This window comes from Streptomyces sp. NPDC059828 (genome assembly GCF_042731955.1).
GTDB lineage: Bacteria > Actinomycetota > Actinomycetes > Streptomycetales > Streptomycetaceae > Streptomyces.
The window spans coordinates 45,478-64,794 of the sequence record NZ_JBHWIW010000006.1; the positions used below are offsets into that span (position 1 = coordinate 45,478).

At 71.6% G+C, this 19,317-nt stretch carries 16 protein-coding genes; 13 read left to right on the plus strand and 3 right to left on the minus strand.

What is annotated here, in order from left to right; translation table 11 throughout:
• Positions 1-10 precede the first annotated feature (10 nt).
• The 9 genes from ACFV6V_RS05535 to ACFV6V_RS05575 all read left to right on the plus strand — a co-directional run bounded on the left by ACFV6V_RS05535 (position 11) and on the right by ACFV6V_RS05575 (position 11,710).
• The gene (locus tag ACFV6V_RS05535; protein ID WP_385559492.1) at positions 11-799 is read left to right on the plus strand and encodes a TIGR03084 family metal-binding protein; all 789 of its coding nucleotides are present in this window, start codon (positions 11-13) and stop codon (positions 797-799) included.
• Positions 800-910: 111 nt separating this feature from the next.
• A complete protein-coding gene (locus ACFV6V_RS05540) occupies positions 911-2,605 on the plus strand; it encodes an acyclic terpene utilization AtuA family protein (protein ID WP_385559791.1) in 1,695 nt (564 codons plus the stop codon).
• Between the two features lie 49 nt (positions 2,606-2,654).
• Positions 2,655-4,253, plus strand: a complete 1,599-nt coding sequence (locus ACFV6V_RS05545; RefSeq protein ID WP_385559495.1) for an acyl-CoA carboxylase subunit beta — start codon at positions 2,655-2,657, stop codon at positions 4,251-4,253.
• A gap of 52 nt (positions 4,254-4,305) precedes the next feature.
• Positions 4,306-6,219: a biotin carboxylase N-terminal domain-containing protein gene (locus ACFV6V_RS05550; protein WP_385559793.1), complete on the plus strand. Its 1,914-nt coding sequence runs from the start codon at positions 4,306-4,308 to the stop codon at positions 6,217-6,219.
• Positions 6,216-7,367 carry an acyl-CoA dehydrogenase family protein gene (locus tag ACFV6V_RS05555; RefSeq protein ID WP_385559497.1) on the plus strand — a complete coding sequence of 384 codons (1,152 nt, stop codon included), beginning with the start codon at positions 6,216-6,218 and terminating at the stop codon, positions 7,365-7,367. Before ACFV6V_RS05550 ends, ACFV6V_RS05555 begins: the two co-directional genes overlap by 4 nt.
• 68 nt (positions 7,368-7,435) lie before the next feature.
• Complete coding sequence (locus ACFV6V_RS05560) at positions 7,436-9,040, plus strand: 4-coumarate--CoA ligase family protein (protein WP_385559499.1); 1,605 nt, start codon at positions 7,436-7,438, stop codon at positions 9,038-9,040.
• Positions 9,037-9,780, plus strand: a complete 744-nt coding sequence (locus ACFV6V_RS05565) for an enoyl-CoA hydratase family protein (protein WP_385559501.1) — start codon at positions 9,037-9,039, stop codon at positions 9,778-9,780. The genes ACFV6V_RS05560 and ACFV6V_RS05565 overlap by 4 nt, the downstream gene beginning before the upstream one ends.
• A complete protein-coding gene (locus ACFV6V_RS05570) occupies positions 9,768-10,346 on the plus strand; it encodes a TetR/AcrR family transcriptional regulator (protein WP_361279922.1) in 579 nt (192 codons plus the stop codon). Before ACFV6V_RS05565 ends, ACFV6V_RS05570 begins: the two co-directional genes overlap by 13 nt.
• A gap of 320 nt (positions 10,347-10,666) precedes the next feature.
• The gene (locus ACFV6V_RS05575; protein ID WP_385559503.1) at positions 10,667-11,710 is read left to right on the plus strand and encodes an isopenicillin N synthase family dioxygenase; all 1,044 of its coding nucleotides are present in this window, start codon (positions 10,667-10,669) and stop codon (positions 11,708-11,710) included.
• Between the two features lie 26 nt (positions 11,711-11,736).
• Here the strand turns inward: ACFV6V_RS05575 and ACFV6V_RS05580 are convergent, their stop codons facing one another.
• On the minus strand, positions 11,737-12,837 hold the full coding sequence (locus ACFV6V_RS05580) for a citrate synthase 2 (RefSeq protein WP_361279925.1): 1,101 nt from the start codon (positions 12,835-12,837) through the stop codon (positions 11,737-11,739).
• A gap of 238 nt (positions 12,838-13,075) precedes the next feature.
• On the opposite strand from ACFV6V_RS05580, the gene pdxH reads away from it, so the two are divergent.
• A complete protein-coding gene (gene pdxH / locus ACFV6V_RS05585; RefSeq protein ID WP_385559507.1) occupies positions 13,076-13,765 on the plus strand; it encodes a pyridoxamine 5'-phosphate oxidase in 690 nt (229 codons plus the stop codon).
• Positions 13,766-14,250: 485 nt separating this feature from the next.
• Complete coding sequence (locus ACFV6V_RS05590) at positions 14,251-15,642, plus strand: PAS domain-containing protein (RefSeq protein WP_385559510.1); 1,392 nt, start codon at positions 14,251-14,253, stop codon at positions 15,640-15,642.
• 95 nt (positions 15,643-15,737) lie between these two features.
• On the opposite strand, the gene ACFV6V_RS05595 is transcribed toward ACFV6V_RS05590, so the two are convergent.
• Positions 15,738-16,493 carry an SIS domain-containing protein gene (locus ACFV6V_RS05595; RefSeq protein WP_385559513.1) on the minus strand — a complete coding sequence of 252 codons (756 nt, stop codon included), beginning with the start codon at positions 16,491-16,493 and terminating at the stop codon, positions 15,738-15,740.
• Between the two features lie 184 nt (positions 16,494-16,677).
• On the opposite strand from ACFV6V_RS05595, the gene ACFV6V_RS05600 reads away from it, so the two are divergent.
• Entirely contained in the window at positions 16,678-17,370 is a 693-nt protein-coding gene (locus ACFV6V_RS05600) for a metal-dependent transcriptional regulator (RefSeq protein WP_385559516.1), read from the plus strand.
• A 485-nt stretch (positions 17,371-17,855) separates the two neighbouring features.
• On the plus strand, positions 17,856-18,725 hold the full coding sequence (locus ACFV6V_RS05605) for an alpha/beta fold hydrolase (protein WP_385559519.1): 870 nt from the start codon (positions 17,856-17,858) through the stop codon (positions 18,723-18,725).
• A gap of 112 nt (positions 18,726-18,837) precedes the next feature.
• Here the strand turns inward: ACFV6V_RS05605 and ACFV6V_RS05610 are convergent, their stop codons facing one another.
• Positions 18,838-19,269: a subtilase-type protease inhibitor gene (locus ACFV6V_RS05610; protein ID WP_385559522.1), complete on the minus strand. Its 432-nt coding sequence runs from the start codon at positions 19,267-19,269 to the stop codon at positions 18,838-18,840.
• Positions 19,270-19,317: the final 48 nt, after the last annotated feature.

The window sequence follows — 19,317 nt, forward strand, 5'->3', positions numbered from 1 at the left end:
GGAGCGCACTGTGTCCGACCCTGCCGTCGTGCTCGACGACCTGCGTACGGAGAGCGAGGAACTCGACCGGATCGTCGCCGACTTGGGTGAGGAACGCTGGGCCGCGGCCACGCCGGCCCCCGGGTGGGACATCGCCCACCAGATCTCCCACCTCGCCTGGACCGACGAGGTCGCGCTGCTCGCCGTCACCGACGCGGGTGCGTTCGCCAAGCACGTCGAGAAGGCCCTCACCGAGCCCGACGCCTTCGTCGACCGCGCGGCCGAAGCCGGAGCGGGGCAGCCGCCCGCCGAGCTGCTCACCCGCTGGCGCGAGGGCCGTGAGCGGCTGGAGCAGGCGCTGCGCGCCGCTCCTCCCGGGTCGCGTTTCCCCTGGTACGGACCGCCCATGAGCGCCACATCGATGGCCACCGCCCGGCTGATGGAGACCTGGGCACACGGCCAGGACATCGCCGACGCCCTCGGGGTCGTACGCGAACCGAGCACCCGGCTGCGGCATATCGCGCACATCGGGGTCCGCGCCCGCGACTACGCCTACTTCGTACGCGGACTCGAACCACCGCAGGGGCAGTTCCGGGTGGAGCTCACCGGGCCCGGTGGCGAGTTGTGGACATACGGGCCGGATGACGCGCCCCAGAAGGTCACCGGGCCGGCCCTGGACTTCTGCCTGCTGGTGACCCAGCGGGCGCACCGCGACGATCTCGCCGTACGGGCGGAGGGCGCGGACGCGGACGCGTGGCTGGACATCGCGCAGGCCTTCGCAGGGCCGGCCGGTCAGGGCCGTACGCCGAAGGGGGCCTGAGCGGTGGGGGAGCCCGCACAAGAGCCCGCAGAGCCCGCAGAGCCCGCAGAGCCCGCCGGGCCCGCAAAGGAGCTCGCGCGACAGCCCGCACGCGGGACACCGGGGGAGCCGCTGCGGATCGGCAACGCCTCCGGCTTCTACGGTGACCGTTTCGATGCCGTGCGCGAGATGCTCACCGGCGGCGAACTCGACGTCCTCACCGGCGACTACCTTGCCGAGCTCACCATGCTCATCCTCGGCCGCGACCGGATGAAGGACCCCCGCCTCGGCTACGCGAAGACCTTCCTGCGGCAGCTCGAAGAGGGCCTCGGGCTCGCCCACGAGCGCGGGGTGCGGATCGTCGCCAACGCGGGCGGGCTGAACCCCGCCGGCCTCGCCGACGCCGTGCGTGAACTGGCCGGCCGGGTCGGGGTGCCGGTGCGTGTCGCCCATGTCGAGGGCGACGACCTCTCCGCCCGTTTCCCGGACGCGCTCGCCGCCAACGCCTACCTCGGCGGCGGCGGGATCGCCGAGTGCCTGCGCGCCGGGGCGGATGTCGTCGTCACCGGCCGGGTCACCGACGCCGCCCTCGTCACCGGGCCCGCCCAGTGGCACTTCGGCTGGCGGCCGGGCGACCCCGGACATGACGACGCGCTCGCGGGCGCCGTGGTCGCCGGGCATCTGCTGGAGTGTGGGACCCAGACGACGGGGGGCAACTACGCCTTCTTCGCCGGGCTTTCCCATGGGCATGACCTGCGGCGACCCGGATTCCCGGTCGCCGAGCTGTATGCCGACGGCTCGTCTGTGATCACCAAGCACCCCGGCACGGGTGGGGTCGTGGACATCGGCACCGTCACGGCGCAGCTCCTGTACGAGACCGGGGGCGCCCGTTACGCGGGCCCCGACGTCACCGCCCGCCTCGACTCCGTACGGCTCACGCAGGAAGGACCCGACCGGGTCAGGGTCTCCGGGGTGCGTGGCGAGGCACCGCCGCCCACGCTGAAGACCGGTCTGGTCAAGCTGGGCGGCTGGCGCAACGAGGTGGTGTTCGTGCTCACCGGTCTCGATGTCGAGGCCAAGGCGGAGCTGGTGCGGGCACAGGTCGAGGACGCCTTCGACCGAGCCAAGTCCCGCCCTCGGCAGATCCGTTGGGAGCTGGCCCGCACCGATCGGCCTGACGCGGGCACGGAGGAGACGGCCAGCGCCCTGTTGAGGCTCGTGGTCCGGGACCCGGACGCGGCGGCCGTGGGCCGGGTGGTCAGCGGCGCCGCGATCGAGCTGGCGCTCGGCAGCTACCCCGGCTTCCATGTGACGGCTCCGCCCGGCAAGGGCGCGCCCTACGGCGTGTTCGACACGGCCTACGCGGACGCGGGGTCGGTCGCGCACATCGCCGTACTGCCGGACGGGCAGCGGCTGGCCGTCACGGCACCGCACCGCACCCAGGAGCTCGCGCCGGTCCCGGAGCCGGAGCTGCCCGCGTCGCTGCCGCCCGGTCCGGTGCGCCGCGCACCGCTGGGCCTGGTGGCCGGGGCCCGCAGCGGCGACAAGGGTGGGGACGCCAATGTGGGCGTGTGGGTCGCCACGGATGCCGCGTGGCGCTGGCTCGCCCATGAGCTGACCGTGCCGCGCCTTCGCGAACTCCTTCCGGAGGCGGCTGACCTGACCATCGAACGGCATGTCCTGCCGAACCTGCGGGCGCTGAACTTCGTCGTCCGCGGGCTGCTCGGCGAGGGCGTCGCCTCCCAGGCGCGCTTCGACCCCCAGGCGAAGGGCCTCGGGGAGTGGCTGCGGGCGCGGCATGTCGAGATCCCGGAGTCCCTGCTGTGACCGCACCCGAGAAGACTCCCGCGTCGACCCCCGCACCGGAGGTGACCCCGTGACCGTACTCGCCAGCACACTGGACAGCACGTCTCCCGAATACGCCGCCCAGCGCGCCGCCATGCTCGCCAAGCTGGACGCACTCGACACCGAACACGCCAAAGCCCTCGCGGGCGGCGGCGAGAAGTACATCGCCCGGCACCGGGGGCGCGGCAAGCTGCTCGCCCGGGAGCGCATCGAGCTGCTGCTCGACCCGGACACACCGTTCCTCGAGCTGTCACCGCTCGCCGCCTGGGGCAGCGACTATCCCGTCGGCGCCTCCATCGTCACCGGGATCGGCACCATCGAGGGCGTCGAGTGCCTGGTCACGGCGAACGACCCGACCGTACGCGGCGGCGCCAGCAACCCCTGGACCCTCAAGAAGATCCTGCGGGCCCACGAGGTCGCGTTCGCCAACCGGCTGCCCCTCGTCAGCCTGGTCGAGTCCGGTGGCGCGGACCTGCCCAGCCAGAAGGAGATCTTCATCCCGGGCGGCGCGCTGTTCCGCGACCTCACCCGGCTGTCCGCCGCCGGAATCCCCACCATCGCCGTGGTCTTCGGCAACTCGACCGCGGGCGGGGCGTACGTGCCCGGGATGTCCGACCACACGGTCATGATCAAGGAGCAGTCGAAGGTCTTCCTCGGCGGGCCGCCGCTGGTGAAGATGGCCACCGGTGAGGAGAGCGACGACGAGTCGCTCGGCGGCGCAGAGATGCACGCCCGCACCTCCGGGCTCGCCGACCACTACGCCGTCGACGAGCTCGACGCCCTGCGCCACGCCCGTCGTATCGTCGCCCGGCTCAACCACCGCAAGGCGCACCCCGACCCGGCCGCCGCGGAGCCGCCCAAGTACGACGGCGAGGAGCTGCTCGGCATCATCCCCGAGGACCTCAAGACTCCCTTCGACCCGCGCGAGGTGATCGCCCGGCTCGTGGACGCCTCGGACTTCGACGAGTTCAAACCCCTCTACGGGACCAGCCTGGTGACCGGCTGGGCCCGGCTGCACGGTTACCCCGTCGGCATCCTCGCCAACGCGCAGGGTGTGCTGTTCAGCGCCGAGTCGCAGAAGGCCGCGCAGTTCATCCAGCTAGCCAACCAGCGCGACATCCCCCTGCTCTTCCTGCACAACACCACCGGTTACATGGTCGGCAAGGAGTACGAGCAGGGCGGGATCATCAAGCACGGCGCGATGATGATCAACGCGGTGTCGAACTCCAAGGTCCCGCACCTGTCCGTCCTCATGGGCGCGTCGTACGGCGCCGGGCACTACGGCATGTGCGGCAGGGCCTACGATCCGCGCTTCCTCTTCGCCTGGCCCAGCGCCAAGTCCGCGGTCATGGGCCCGCAGCAGCTCGCCGGTGTGCTGTCGATCGTGGCCCGGGCGTCCGCCGCCGCGAAGGGGCAGCCGTACGACGACGAGGCGGACGCCGCCCTGCGGGCGATGGTGGAGCAGCAGATCGAGGCGGAGTCGCTGCCCGCGTTCCTGTCCGGGCGCATCTACGACGACGGTGTCATCGATCCGCGCGACACCCGCACCGTTCTCGGGATCTGCCTGTCCGCCATCCACACGGCCCCGGTCGAAGGCGCCCGTGGCGGCTTCGGCGTCTTCCGGATGTGAGGCCCTGATGACCGCGATGACTCCCATGACCCCGATGACCTCGGAATCTCCGATGATCGAGACACTGCTCGTCGCCAACCGCGGCGAGATCGCCTGCCGAGTCTTCCGCACCTGCCGTGAGCTGGGCATCGCCACCGTCGCCGTGTACTCGGACGCGGACGCCGACGCCCTGCACGTACGGGAGGCCGACGCGGCCGTGCGGCTGCCGGGGTCGGCCCCCGCGGAGACGTATCTGCGCGGGGACCTGATCGTGAAGGCGGCCCTGGCGGCAGGCGCGGACGCCGTGCACCCCGGCTATGGATTCCTCTCCGAGAACGCCGACTTCGCCCGTGCCGTCATGGACGCCGGATTGGTGTGGATCGGTCCCCCGCCACAGGCCATCGAGGCGATGGCGTCCAAGACCCGGGCCAAGCAGCTGATGGGGATCGCCCCCCTGGCCGAGGACGCGATCACCGAAGCCGAACTGCCGGTGCTGGTGAAGGCCGCAGCGGGCGGTGGCGGTCGCGGTATGCGGGTCGTACGCCAACTGGACGAGCTCAAGTCCGAGTTGGTGGCGGCTCGGGCGGAGGCGCTCAGCGCCTTCGGCGACGGCGAGGTCTTCGTCGAGCCGTATGTCGAGAACGGCCGCCATGTCGAGGTGCAGATACTCGCCGACGCCCACGGCGCCGTGTGGGCACTCGGCACCCGCGACTGCTCCCTCCAGCGCCGCCACCAGAAGGTGATCGAGGAGGCACCGGCCCCCGGGCTCGACGACGAACTCCGCTCCGCACTGGCCGAGATGGCCGTACGCGCCGCCCGCGCGACGGACTATCGGGGTGCGGGCACGGTGGAGTTCCTGATCGCCGACGGCACGGCGCACTTCCTCGAGATGAACACCCGCCTCCAGGTCGAACACCCCGTCACCGAAGCGGTTTTCGGGATCGATCTGGTCGCCCTGCAGATCCGGGTCGCCGAAGGCGAGCCGCTCCCGGCCGAGCAGCCCACCGCCCAAGGCCATGCCGTCGAGGCCCGCCTCTACGCGGAGGACCCCGCCCGTGGCTGGGCCCCGCAGACCGGCACCCTGCACCGGTTGGCCCTGCCCGCCGACTCGGGAGTCCGTCTCGACACCGGGTTCACGGACGGCGACGCCATCGGCGTCCACTACGACGCCATGCTCGCCAAGGTCGTCGCCTGGGCACCGACCCGCGCCGAGGCGGTGCGCAAACTGGCCGGGGCACTGGAGCGGGCCCGGGTGCACGGCCCGGTCACCAACCGGGAACTGCTCGTACGGTCGTTGCGGCACCCCGAGTTCCGCGAGGCCCGGATGGACACCGGCTTCTACGACCGCCGGCTGCCCGGGCTGACCACCACCGGCGACGGTACGGAGACCGCCGCGCTCGCCGCCGCCCTGGCGGACGCGGCAGCGCGTCGCGACGCGGGCAGTGTCACCGGTCGCATCGGCGGCTGGCGCAACCTCCCGTCCCAGCCGCAGACCAAGCGCTATATGGCGGTGGCGGACGGCACGGAACACGAGGTCAGCTACCGGACCACCCATACAGGCACCGAGGCCGTGGACCTCCCCGGAGTGCGGGTCGCCGACGCGACACCTGATGCCGTACACCTCGAAGTCGACGGCGTGCGCCGCGCGTTCGAGGTCAGCCGGTACGGAGACCGTATCCACGTGGACACCGCGACAGCGGCGTACACCCTGACGGAAGCACCCCGCTTCCCCGACCCCACCGCCCAGCTCGAGCCCGGCTCGCTGCTGGCACCCATGCCCGGCACCGTCGTCCGTGTCGCCGATGGCCTCGCCACCGGCGCGCGGGTCACCGCGGGGCAGCCGCTCGTCTGGCTGGAGGCGATGAAGATGGAGCACCGGATCTCCGCTCCCGCCGCCGGCACGCTCACTGCGCTCCACGCCGTCCCCGGTCTCCAGGTCGAGGTCGGCGCCCTTCTCGCCGTCGTACAGGAGGACGAAACCTCATGAGCAAGAGCCTGAACGTGAGCAGCGTCATCGAGAGCGAAGAACAGGCCGGACTGCGCGCCGCCGTGGCCGCACTCGGGCAGCGCCACGGAGCGGCCCACGACCGCGAGGCCCTGTGGTCCGAGGCCGCCAAGCTGGGCTACCTCGGCGTCAACCTCCCCGTCGAGTACGGCGGCGGCGGCAGCGGCATGGCCGAGCTGTCCATCGTGCTGGAGGAACTGGGCGCGGCCGGCTGCCCACTGCTGATGCTGGTGGTCTCGCCCGCCATCTGCGGCACGGTCATCGCCCGCTTCGGCACCGAGGAGCAGAAGCAGGCCTGGCTGCCGGGACTCGCCGACGGCAGCCGCACCATGGCCTTCGGCATCACCGAGCCCGACGCCGGGTCGAACTCCCACCGGATCACCACCACCGCGCGCAGGACCGAGGACGGCTGGGTGCTCACCGGCCGCAAGGTGTTCATCTCCGGCGTCGACATCGCCGACGCCACGCTCGTCGTCGGCCGTACCGAGGACGCCCGCACCGGCAAGCTCAAGGCCTGCCTCTTCATCGTCCCGAGTGACGCCCCCGGCTTCGGGCGCGCGCAGATCGACATGCAACTCGAGTCCCACGAGAAGCAGTTCGAGCTCACCCTCGACGATGTCGTGCTGCCGCACGATGCCTTGGTGGGTGATGAGGACGCCGGGCTGCTCCAGCTGTTCGCCGGGCTCAACCCCGAGCGGATCATGACCGCCGCCTTCGCCATCGGCATGGGCCGCTACGCACTCGCGCGGGCGATCTCCTACGCCAAGGAGCGCCAGGTCTGGAAAGCCCCCATCGGCGCCCACCAGGCCATAGCCCACCCCCTGGCCACGGCGCACATCGAGCTGGAGCTCGCCCGGCTGATGATGCAGAAGGCGGCGGCGCTGTACGACGCGGGCGACGACGCGGGCGCGGGCGAGGCGGCGAACATGGCCAAGTACGCGGCGGGCGAGGCCTGTGTGAAGGCCGTCGACCAGGCCGTGCACACCCTCGGCGGCAACGGCCTCACCCGCGAGTACGGCCTGGCGCGGCTGATCACGGCCTCCCGGGTCGCCCGGATCGCACCGGTCAGCCGGGAAATGATCCTCAACTACATATCCCATCAGTCCCTGGGTCTCCCCAAGTCCTACTGAGAGGAGACATTCTGGCGGCCACGACCTGTCGACTCCACGTGGAGTCGATGCCGAGCGAAGGGGCTGTGATGGTGTTCAGCAGCGAGTACGCGAACGTCCCGGTCGTCTCCCTCCCCATCCACGACGCCGTTCTGGGCCGCGCGGCCGAGTACGGGGACGCACCCGCGCTGATCGACGGCGCGGGCGACATGACGATCAGCTACGCACAGCTCGACACGTTCCACCGTCGCATCGCCGCGGCACTCGCCGAGGCCGGTGTGCGCAAGGGCGACGTACTCGCCCTGCACAGCCCCAACACGGTCGCCTACCCGGCGGTCTTCTACGCCGCCACCCGCGCCGGTGCGGCCGTCACCACCGTGCATCCGCTCGCCACGGCGGAGGAGTTCGCCAAACAGCTCCGTGACTCCTCCGCCCGCTGGATCGTCACCGTCTCCCCGCTGATCGAGACCGCCCGCAGAGCCGCCGAACTCGTCGGCGGCATCGAGGAGATCTTCGTCTGCGACGAGGCGGAAGGGCACCGCTCGATCCTCGGGATGCTCGGCTCCACCGCGCCCGAGCCGGACATCGCCATCGACCCCGCCCACGACCTCGCGGCCCTCCCGTACTCGTCGGGCACCACCGGCGTCCCCAAGGGCGTCATGCTCACCCACCGCTCCATCGCCACCAACCTCGCCCAGCTCGAGCCGCTCATCCCGATGAAGCCCGGCCACCGGATACTCGCCGTGCTGCCGTTCTTCCACATCTACGGCCTCACCGCCCTGATGAACGCCCCCCTGAAGCACGGCGCCACCGTCATCGTGCTGCCGCGCTTCGACCTCGACCAGTTCCTCGCTGCGATCGAGAAGCACCGCATCAACGGTCTGTACGTGGCCCCGCCGATCGTGCTCGCGCTCGCCAAGCACCCGGCCGTTGCGCGTTACGACCTGTCCTCGCTGGAGTACATCGTCAGCGCAGCCGCCCCGCTCGACGCCCGGCTCGCCCAGGCCTGCGCGGCCCGGCTCGGGCTGCCGCCCGTGCTCCAGGCCTACGGCATGACCGAGTTGTCGCCCGGCACCCATGTCGTACCGCTGGACGCCCCGGCCCCGCCGCCCGGCACGGTCGGCAAGCTGCTGCCGAACACCGAGATGCGGCTGCTGTCCCTCGACGACCCGGACCGCGACGCCGGGCCCGGCGAGGAAGGCGAGATCGCGATCCGCGGCCCGCAGGTGATGAAGGGCTACCTCGGGCGGCCCGACGCCACCGACGCGATGATCGACCCCGACGGCTGGGTCCACACAGGCGACATCGGGCGGGTCGACGAGGACGGCTGGCTGTTCGTGGTCGACCGGGTGAAGGAACTCATCAAGTACAAGGGCTTCCAGGTCGCCCCGGCCGAGCTGGAAGCCCTGCTCCTCACCCATGAGGGCATCGCCGACGCGGCCGTGATCGGCGTGTACGACGGCGACGGCAACGAGATCCCGAAGGCGTACGTCGTACGGCAGCCGACCGCCGACGACCTCAGCCCCGACGACGTGATGGGGTACGTGGCCGAACGCGTCTCCCCGTACAAGAAGGTCCGCCGCGTCGAGTTCACCGGCGAGATACCACGAGCCGCGTCCGGAAAGATCCTCCGGCGCGAACTGCGCACCCGCGAAAGCGACCGCGAAGACCGTGAGAAGGAGAACATCACATGACCCTGGTCGCCAAGGCGTCCGAGCGAGGGACGGCGACGCTGACCCTCGACTCACCGGCCAACCGCAACGCACTCTCGGCCCGGCTGGTCGGTGAGCTCGCCGACGCCCTGGCGGCGTGCGGGAAGGACCCGTCCGTACGGGCCGTGGTCCTGACCCACACCGGCACGACCTTCAGCGCGGGCGCCGACCTGAAGGAGCCGCCGAACCCGTACACCTTCGTCGCCCTGCTGCGGCAGATCATCGAGCTGCCCAAGCCGGTGGTGGCCCTGGTGTCGGGCCGGGTGCGGGCCGGTGGCCTCGGCCTGGTCGGCGCCTGCGACATCGCCGTCGCGTCGGCGGCGTCGGACTTCGCCTTCACGGAGGTCCGGATCGGGGTGGCCCCCGCGGTGATCTCGCTGCCGCTGCTGCCGCGCCTGGAACCGCGTGCCGCCGCCCGCCACTATCTGACCGGCGAGCTCTTCGGCGCCGCCGAAGCCGCCCGGATGGGGCTGCTGACCGCGGTGGACGAGGACGATGACACGGCCGTCACGGCACTCGCACCCATACTCGACGGCTTCCGGAGGGCCTCGCCGGTGGCCCTGGAGGCGACGAAACAGCTGCTCACGGCTAGGGTGCGGGAAACCTTCGACCGAGACGCGGAGGACCTGGTCCAGCGTTCGGCGTCGCTCTTCGCCTCGGCGGAGGCGCGCGAGGGGATGACGGCCTTCCTCGAACGACGGGACCCCGCATGGGTGTTGTGACCTCCCCCAAGCAGGACCGCAGCCGGGTGACCCGGCAGCGGCTTCTGGAGGCCGCGGTGGCCTGCCTTGCCGAACGCGGCTGGGCAGGCTCGACCGTCTCGGTGGTGGCCGAGCGGGCCGGGGTCTCGCGGGGCGCGGCACAACACCACTTCCCGACCCGGGAGGACCTCTTCACCGCGGCCGTCGAATACGTCGCCGAGCAGCGCTCCAGCGCCCTGCGCGCCCTACCGGTCACGGACCGCCCGGCCGTCGTCGCGGCCCTGGTCGACCTCTACACGGGCCCCCTCTTCCGCGCCGCCCTCCACCTGTGGGTCGCCGCCTCCAGTGAGGACCAGCTCCGCGACCGCGTCACGGAACTGGAGGCCCGCGTCGGACGCGAGACCCACCGCATCGCGGTGGAGCTGCTCGGCGCGGACGAGTCGGTCCCGGGAGTACGGGAGACGGTCCAGGGCCTGCTGGACATGGCGCGCGGCCTCGGACTCGCGAATCTGCTGACGGATGACCGGGCGCGGCGGAAGCGGGTGGTGGGGCAGTGGGCGGCGCTGCTGGAGGAGGTTCTGGTCTGAGCCCGGGTTGGCCGGCCGGCGACAGGAGGCAGCTCGTGGGCCGCAGGCCGGGGCCCGCCAGGGGGTGTGACCCGGGTCACCGCCGTGCGCCCCGGGCACGGCGTATCCTTGCCCCATGCTTCCGCTCGTACGACGCCGCCACGTGGACTTCCTCCGCGTCACGAGCATGGGCTGTCGGGCTTACCTCTGACCCAGCCTGATCCAAGCCCCACTCCACCCTTTCCGGCCCTCCGGCCCCGCCGCATCCTGGCGCCGCCGGTCGTACGAGTCACCCGACATCACGGGACCGTGGCCGGGACACACCCACAGCGGACGCACCCATGTCTCTCTCCCTGATCCACTCGCAGAGCTCCCAGGACTACGCGCAGCTCCCGGTCATCGACCTGTCAGCGGCCGACCGCGGCCCCGAAGCCCGCGCCGGACTGCACGCCAAGCTGCACCGTGCGGCCCATGACGTCGGCTTCTTCCAGCTCGTCGGGCACGGGGTGACCCAGGCCGAGACCGATGCGCTGACGGACGCCATGCGGGCCTTCTTCGCGCTGCCCGAGGCGGACCGGCTCGCCATCGACAACGTCAATTCGCCGCACTTCCGCGGCTACACCCGCATCGGCGACGAGCGCACCGGTGGCAGCCGGGACTGGCGGGACCAGATGGACATCGGCGCGGAGCGGCCCGCGCACATTCCGGCGCCGGGCGAGCCCGCGTACTGGTGGCTCGAGGGACCCAACCAGTGGCCCGACGCGCTGCCGGGGCTACGGACCGCCGCGCTCGGGTGGATCGAGCGGCTCAGCGGTGTCGCGCACAAGCTGCTGCACGAGCTGCTCGCCTCGATCAGTGCCCCGCCGGACTTCTACGACGACATCTTCGGCGATCAGGCCCATCTGCACCTCAAGCTGGTGCGCTACCCGGGCAGCTCGGGCGACGGCGCCGATCAGGGCGTGGGCGCCCACAAGGACTACGGCTTCCTCACCCTGCTGCACCAGGACCGGGTCGGTGGGCTCCAGGTGCAGCGGGAGGACGGTGCCTTCCATGACGTACCGCCGATGCCCGGCGCGTTCGTCGTGAACCTGGGCGAGCTGCTGGAAGTCGCCACCAACGGCTATCTGATCGCCACCAACCACCGGGTGGTCAGCCCGCCCGGAGCCGTCGAGCGCTACTCGGTGCCGTTCTTCTACAACCCGCGGCTCGACGCCCGTATCGCCCCGCTGCCGTTCCCGTACGCGTCGGGCGCGCCCGGTGTCACGGCGGACCCGGCCAATCCGCTGTTCGCGGAGTACGGGCGCAACGAGCTCAAGGGCAAGCTGCGGGCGCACCCGCTGGTCGCCGCCCGCCACCACGCGGAGCTGGTGGAGCGGGCGGCGTAGCACCCGTCGGGGCGCCGGCGCCGGATTCAGCCGGCGATGTCGGCGTAGCCCTCGATGTCGCGGGGGTCGCGGGAGCCGGGGCCGATGTACCGGGCGGAAGGCCGCACGAGCCGCCCGGTGCGCTTCTGCTCCAGGATGTGCGCCGACCAGCCCGCCGTACGCGCGCAGGTGAACATCGACGTGAACATGTGCGCCGGGACCTCGGCGAAGTCCAGCATGATCGCGGCCCAGAACTCCACGTTCGTCGCGAGGATCCGGTCCGGGCGGCGGTTGTGCAGCTCCTCCAGGGCCGCCCGCTCCAGCGCCTCGGCGATCTCGAAGCGCGGCGCGCCGAGCTCCTTGGCCGTGCGGCGCAGCACCCGGGCACGCGGGTCCTCCGCGCGGTACACACGGTGACCGAAGCCCATCAGCCGCTCGCCCTTGTCCAGGGCCTTCTTCACGTACGCCACGGCGTCACCGGTGCGCTCGATCTCCTCGATCATGCCGAGCACGCGGGACGGCGCACCGCCGTGCAAGGGTCCCGACATGGCGCCGACGGCACCCGAGAGGGCGGCGGCCACGTCCGCGCCGGTCGAGGCGATGACCCGGGCGGTGAACGTGGAGGCGTTCATGCCGTGCTCGGCGGCGGACGTCCAGTACGCGTCCACGGCCTTGACGTGCTTGGGGTCCGGCTCGCCGCGCCAGCGGATCATGAACCGCTCGACCACGGACTCGGCCTTGTCGATCTCGCGCTGCGGCACCATCGGCAGCCCCTGGCCGCGTGCACTCTGTGCCACGTACGACAGGGCCATCACGGCGGCCCGCGCCAGGTCGTCGCGGGCCTCCTCCACGTCGATGTCGAGCAGGGGCCGCAGGCCCCACACGGGTGCCAGCATGGCCATCGCCGACTGGACGTCCACGCGGATGTCACCGGAGTGGACCGGGATCGGGAACGGCTCGGCGGCCGGGAGACCGGGGTTGAACGCCCCGTCGACCAGCAGGCCCCAGACGTTTCCGAACGAGACGTGGCCGACGAGGTCCTCGATGTCCACACCTCGGTAGCGGAGCGCGCTGCCTTCCTTGTCGGGTTCGGCGATCTCCGTCTCGAACGCGACGACTCCTTCAAGTCCGGGTACGAAGTCGGACATCAGGCGGCTCCTCATGATGTTGTGCGAGACAAGCTTCGGCCCGGGAGGGTCACCCGGGTGATGCCCCGCGCGGTGGGTGGTCACCCGCACCGCGTCGTAGGGAGGCCTCAGTGGCCCAGCACCCGATTTTGATCGATCACCCTGGTGCGGGGAAGCGTGACATCCGGCACACCGCGCCGATTTAGTTCCTGAGGATTAGCGGCACTCGGTGCCGGGCAAACTGCGCCGCTGCGGCAGGATGACTCCCGTGACCGACGCTCTGGACCCCGCAGCCATGCGTGAGTACTACCGCTCGACGCCCCTCGAAGAGGCGGACCTGCCCGCGGAACCGATGGAACAGTTCGTCCGCTGGTTCAAGGACGCCGCGGCCGGCCATCTGCACGAGCCGAACGCCATGATCGTGTCGACGGCCACCCCCGACGGCCGCCCCTCGTCCCGCACGGTGCTGCTCAAGCACTTCGACGACCGCGGTTTTGTCTTCTATACGAACTACGGCTCCCGCAAGGGCCGCGACCTCGACGCCAACCCGCGGGTCTCGCTGCTCTTCCCCTGGCATCCGCTCACCCGCCAGGTCATCGTCAGCGGCACCGCGGCCCGGGTCGGCCGCGACGAGACCGCCGCGTACTTCCGCACCCGGCCGCACGGCTCCCAGCTCGGAGCCTGGGCCAGCCCCCAGTCCTCCGTGATCCCCTCCCGCGCCGAGCTGCTGGGGCGATACGAGGAGCTGGCGGCCCGCTATCCGGAGGGCGAGCAGGTGCCGGTACCGACGGACTGGGGCGGCTACCGGGTCACCCCGGAGACGGTGGAGTTCTGGCAGGGGCACGAGAACCGGCTGCACGACCGGCTGCGGTACGTACGCGAGGCGGAGCCGTCCCCGGGCGAAGGCCCGGGCGCGGGCCGCTGGCGGGTGGAACGCCTGGCACCCTGACCTGCCCCCGCTGGGCGAGCTCAGGAAGCCCCCCGGCCCGTTCCTGACCGAGGGACGAGAGGACGAGAGGGCGGGAAAGGCGGGAGGCGGGCGGGGAAACGCAGAAACCCGCGGGCTCTGGTCTCCTCCGGGGAGGAGGCCGGCCGGACATACCGGCGAGCCCGCGGGTCGGTGACTGCTTGGATTCCGGCAGGACTACCCGCCGCGGTGCACTGAGTGCGACAACGGGCTGTCAGCCCGCAGCCACCTCGCTTGTCCGGTAAGAAATCACTTCCGAACCACCTCCTTTCCAACGTGTGACCCACATTAGGAACCTCTGGAGCCACGCTCAACCCATTTTTGAGACCGGCTGCACGGCACATCGATTTCCCCGAAATTCATGTGTCGTGTGTCACGTTCCAGTTGAATGGCCGGGGTGCCGCCCACGGAGCGGAGCGGCAACGGACCGCGGACATGCGCGGACACGTCCGGCAGGGGGTGCCAGGATGAGTGCTTCCAGGAGCGAGACCACCAGCGCGTTGGGACCTGACGGGCCAGGGCGGGACGGCCCAGGCGCCAGCGGGTCCGAACGGGACGGACCCGGACCGGGCTCGGATCTGCTCGCCGCGCTGCTGGACGGCATGGACGCGGCGCTGTGCGCGTTCGACGCGGAGGGCGTCCTCACACACTGGAACCGTGAGGCCGAACGGATCCTCGGGTGGTCGCCCGCGGAGGCCGTGGGACGTCCCGGATTCGCGGGCTGGGCGGTCCGTACCGCCGACGCCGACGAGGTGCAGGGGCGGCTGATGGCCTCGATGCACGCGCCCGGGCGTCAGGTGCACGAGTTCGCGCTGCTGCGCAAGGACGGCGGGCGGGTGCTGGTACGCACCCAGTCCGCGGGGGTGCGCGGGGCGGACGGCGGGCCGGCCGGGGTGTACTGCGCGTTCAGCGAGGTCCACGCGCAGATCGATCTGGAGCGCTCGATCGCGCTCAGTGAGGCACTGTTCGACGACGCCTCGTGGGGGGTCGTCCTGGTGGACGTGGATCTGCGGCCGACGGTCGTCAACAGGCGCGCGGCTCGGATGCTCGGCACCGGTGGGCGGACCGCGCCGCTCGGCCGGCCGCTCGGCGAGCTCATCGTCCAGGGCGTGGAGGAACTCGAAGGCGCCCTGCACCATGTGCTCGCCGAGGGTGCCCCGGGCGCCCCGGCCGAACTGTGGGTGACCCTGCGCTCGGGCGAGCAGCGCAGGCGGTGCTGGCGCAGTGGCTTCCTGCGGCTGGCTTCGCCGCTCGCCGAGGAACCCGTGCCCCTGGGTGCCGCCTGGCTCTTCCAGGACGTGACGGAGGACAAGCTCAGGGAACAGGAGGCGGACCGGCTGCGGTTCCGCTACAGCCAGCTGCACCGTGCGGCGCGTGCGGTCGCCGAGTGCGAGGACCCGATGGAGGCGGCGACGGCCCAGGTGGACTTCGCCCTGGCGGGCTTCGCGGACCATGCGCTGTTCGATGTCGTGGCGGGCGAGCGGCTGGTACGTGCCGCCGCGACCCCGTCCGGCGCACCGGGACCGGTCGCGCGGGTGGCGGGTGCGGGCGTCCCGGTGCGCTACACCCCCGGACACCCGGCCCTCCAGGCACTGGACCGCATCGGCACGGTTCTGGTGAGCGCCAGTGCCAACGCCCGCGCGGAGACCTGGGCCGCGGAACGCCAGTGGCCCCGCGACGCGGTGCACGCCCTGTGCACGGTGCTCCGCAGCCGTGGCCGCACCCTCGGTGTCCTCACCTTCGTCCGCGCCGTGAACCGCCCTGCGTTCGAACGCGCGGACGCGGTGTACGCGGAGAACGTCGCGATGCGCGTGGCGTCGGCGCTGGACCTCGCGGGGGTGAGTGGCGAGCGGGGCTGATGGCAGCCCCTGGCGCCGGGCTGCCCTGGTTGCCCGGCCCGTCCGGACCCCCCTACGAGGTCAGGGGCGCACAGGGCGCGGCACACCGGAGGTCGCTACGCCCGATAGAAGACACGGTCCGCGTGCTCCGACATCACGCGCTCGTTCCACTCGGGTCCCCCGTCCACGTTCCCCGACCGCAACAGCGGCGGTTCCAGGCCCCGCGAGGCGAGCTCCACCGCCGCCGCGGCCATCGTCGCCTGCATCAGCGCGCTGGTGACGACCGTCGACGCGGGGGCGAAGGGCGCCCCGATGCCGTCCGCCGTCAGTTCCGCGTCCCCGATAGCGATCTTGGAGTCGAGGACGATGTCGCAGTGGTCCCTGAGGTACGTACCCGAGGCGTGCCGTGAGCCTGTCCCGGTCGCGTACGCCACCGAGGTCACGCCGATCACGGTGAGCCCCAGGGCCCGGGCCTTCATCGCCATCTCGACGGGGAGGGCGTTGCGGCCCGAGAGGGAGACGACGATCAGCAGGTCGCCCCCGCGGGCCGGGCTGGACTCAAGGACGGCGCTCGCGAGCCCTTCCACCCGTTCCAGCGCGGAGCCGAGGGTCGCGGGCATGACGTCGACGCCGACGGTGCCGGGCACCGTCAGCAGGTTCATCAGGGCGAAGCCGCCCGCACGGTAGACCACGTCCTGTGCGGCGAGCGAGGAGTGGCCCGCGCCGAAGGCGAAGAGCCGGCCGCCTGCCGCGACGGTGTCCGCCACGGCGGCACCCGCGGCCGCCACCGTGGCCGCCTCCTCCTCGCGGACCCGCTCCAGCAGGCCGATCGCGGCGTCGAGGAACTGCCCCGCGGGGGTGGTCTCGCCCATGACGGTGGCCCCAATCTCGTTGTGTTCCCGTGCTCTTACCGTCGTCTCGCGGATCACGGTGAGGTCTGGACCATTGCTCTGTCAATACGGGCTTCGCCCGGGTGGGCCCGGTTGTCAGCGGCATGCGTCAGAATTGAGTCAGGGCCATCGCACGATTTTTTTGCCACAGCATCGAGGGGCATGTATGTCCGGACTGATCGACACCACGGAGATGTACCTCCGCACCATCCTCGAGCTTGAAGAGGAAGGCGTGGTCCCCATGCGCGCCCGGATCGCCGAGCGCCTGGACCAGAGCGGCCCGACGGTCAGCCAGACCGTTGCCCGGATGGAGCGCGACGGTCTGGTGACGGTCGCGGGTGACCGGCACCTCGAGCTGACCGACGAGGGCCGTCGGCTCGCCACCCGTGTGATGCGCAAGCACCGGCTGGCCGAGTGCCTGCTGGTCGATGTGATCGGCCTGGAGTGGGAGCAGGTGCACGCCGAGGCGTGCCGCTGGGAGCACGTGATGAGCGAGGCCGTCGAGCGGCGGGTGCTGGAGCTGCTGCGTCACCCGACGGAGTCCCCGTACGGCAATCCGATCCCGGGCCTCGAGGAGCTGGGCGAGAAGACGGAGGCCGATCCGTTCCTGGACGACTCCATGGTGAGCCTTGCCGAGCTCGACGCGGGCGCGGAGGGCAAGACGGTCGTGGTCCGCAGGATCGGTGAGCCGATCCAGACCGACGCCCAGCTGATGTACACGCTGCGCCGGGCGGGTGTGCAGCCCGGTTCGGTGGTGAGCGTGACGGAGTCCGCGGGCGGAGTGCTGGTGGGCAGCGGCGGTGAGGCGGCGGAGCTGGAGGCGGAGGTCGCCTCGCATGTGTTCGTGGCGAAGCGCTGAGATCTTCCGGACCCTCTGCCACTGACCTCCTGTACCGACCTCCTGAGTCAGCCCTCTTGCGGGCGTTTTCCGGCCGGAACGGCAGCGCCCGGGCGCTGCGCGTGCCACGCTGTGGCTGAGGCATATGACTGGGGGTGGGCAGATGCCGTACGTCCGCGAACCGCGCCGGTACTCGTCGTGCACGCACACCGTCCCGCACGTGTGCGGCATGTCGCACACAAGGGGCCCCGGCGCCGAAGGGCGCCGGGGCCTGTCCTCCCCTGATCCGACCCGGAGCCCCGAGCTCCCAGGGTCAGTCCCCTCGGACCGTTTTCCCCGAGCGGCCCGCCTCCCGCTGAAGATCTCCCCGCCTCGAAGGACGTCAATCCTTGAGCGCGGTCACTCGAACGAGGGGTCTTGGGTGCGGGAGCCGCGTTTTCGAATAGAAGTTCGATAGTCTCTCGCATCATTCGAAGACCCGTGGGGGATCCAAGGGGGTGCCAACCATGGTGCGGCGCATCGACGTGACCGGAGCGGGCGGACTGCGCCTCGCTGCGTGGGAGTTCGCCGATCCACCCAAGGATCGCGGTGAAACGGACCGCGTGCCCGGGGCTTTACTGCTGCACGGGCTGATGGGCCGCGCCGCGCACTGGGCGTCCACGGCCCGCTGGCTCGCCGGGCGCCATCGCGCCGTGGCGCTCGACCAGCGCGGGCACGGCCGCAGCGAGAAGCCCGCGGACGATCTGTTCGCACGCGAGGCGTACGTACACGACGCCGCTGCCGCCGTCGAGCAGTTGGGCCTCGCCCCGGTGACGCTCATCGGGCACTCCATGGGCGCGCTCACGGCCTGGCAGCTGGCCGCCCAGCGGCCGGACCTGGTGCAGGCGCTGGTCATCTGCGACATGCGGGCCTCCGCGCTGGGGGCGGCCTCCCAGCGAGAGTGGGAGGACTGGTTCCGCACCTGGCCTCTTCCTTTCGCGACCCTCGCCGATGTGCGCAGGTGGTTCGGCGCGGACGACCCCTGGGTGGAGCGTCCCAGTCCTGGCCGCGGTGAGTTCTTCGCCGAGGTGATGGCCGAGGGCCCGGACGGCTGGCGTCCGGTGTTCTCCCGTCGCCAGATGCTCGTCTCCCGTGAGACCTGGGTCCATGACGCGCATTGGGACTCCCTGGCGCAGGTGCAGTGCCCGACCCTGGTGGTGCGTGGTCTCGACGGGGAGTTGGGGCGGGCGGAGGCGCAGGAGATGGTGCGGGTGCTCCCGCGCGGGCAGTACGCGGAGGTGGCGGACGCCGGCCATCTTGTGCACTACGACCAGCCGGCCGCCTGGCGCTCCGCGATCGAGCCGTTCCTGGACGGTGTGCTGGCGGCCCGGCCCTGAGCAGGCCGGCCGTGACCGTGAGCCCGCCGGGGCGGAGCCGGGTCGTCGAGTGACCCGGCTTCCCCCGGCGTAGCAGGCCCTGGTCGGCGCCGCGTCAGGCTGATCGGGCCGGTCAGAACGAGAAGACCGCGCTGTCGGCCAGACGCGCCCGCATCTCACAGGAGTTGCCGTAGGTGGTCGACCAGCTGACCTGCTTGCCCTTCCAGACCCCGGCCGCGGTGACCGTGACCGGGTCCCACTGGCGGGTGCAGGGAGTGGTGGGCGTGCTGCCGATCAGACCGAACTCGCCGTCGACCGCCTTCAGTTCCGCACACGCGGCGGAGGGCGCCGGGTGGCTGCCGGTCGGGGTCGGCGCGCAGCTGAGGGTCACCGCGCGCTCGACGGTGACGGTCGCGGCGTCGTCGCCGTGGCCGACCGCGAGCACCAGGGCCGAAGGCGCGTAGAGCGACGTCGGGGAGGTGGGCGCCGCGTTGGCGGCGCCTGCGGCCAGCAGGAGGGCGGCGATGGAGACCGTGGCGCCGATTGTGGTGGCGGTGTAACGCATTGGTGAATTCCCTTTCGCTTGAGCGGTGATTGCGGTCGGGAGTCTTGC

Coding starts and splice junctions, on each gene's coding strand:
- ACFV6V_RS05550 (WP_385559793.1), top strand. CDS start 4,306: ATGATCGAGACACTGCTCGTCGCCAACCGCGGCGAGATCGCCTGCCGA.
- ACFV6V_RS05555 (WP_385559497.1), top strand. CDS start 6,216: ATGAGCAAGAGCCTGAACGTGAGCAGCGTCATCGAGAGCGAAGAACAG.
- ACFV6V_RS05560 (WP_385559499.1), top strand. CDS start 7,436: ATGGTGTTCAGCAGCGAGTACGCGAACGTCCCGGTCGTCTCCCTCCCC.
- ACFV6V_RS05565 (WP_385559501.1), top strand. CDS start 9,037: ATGACCCTGGTCGCCAAGGCGTCCGAGCGAGGGACGGCGACGCTGACC.
- ACFV6V_RS05570 (WP_361279922.1), top strand. CDS start 9,768: ATGGGTGTTGTGACCTCCCCCAAGCAGGACCGCAGCCGGGTGACCCGG.
- ACFV6V_RS05575 (WP_385559503.1), top strand. CDS start 10,667: ATGTCTCTCTCCCTGATCCACTCGCAGAGCTCCCAGGACTACGCGCAG.
- ACFV6V_RS05580 (WP_361279925.1), bottom strand. CDS start 12,837: ATGTCCGACTTCGTACCCGGACTTGAAGGAGTCGTCGCGTTCGAGACG.
- pdxH (WP_385559507.1), top strand. CDS start 13,076: ATGACTCCCGTGACCGACGCTCTGGACCCCGCAGCCATGCGTGAGTAC.
- ACFV6V_RS05590 (WP_385559510.1), top strand. CDS start 14,251: ATGAGTGCTTCCAGGAGCGAGACCACCAGCGCGTTGGGACCTGACGGG.
- ACFV6V_RS05595 (WP_385559513.1), bottom strand. CDS start 16,493: ATGGGCGAGACCACCCCCGCGGGGCAGTTCCTCGACGCCGCGATCGGC.
- ACFV6V_RS05600 (WP_385559516.1), top strand. CDS start 16,678: ATGTCCGGACTGATCGACACCACGGAGATGTACCTCCGCACCATCCTC.
- ACFV6V_RS05605 (WP_385559519.1), top strand. CDS start 17,856: ATGGTGCGGCGCATCGACGTGACCGGAGCGGGCGGACTGCGCCTCGCT.
- ACFV6V_RS05610 (WP_385559522.1), bottom strand. CDS start 19,269: ATGCGTTACACCGCCACCACAATCGGCGCCACGGTCTCCATCGCCGCC.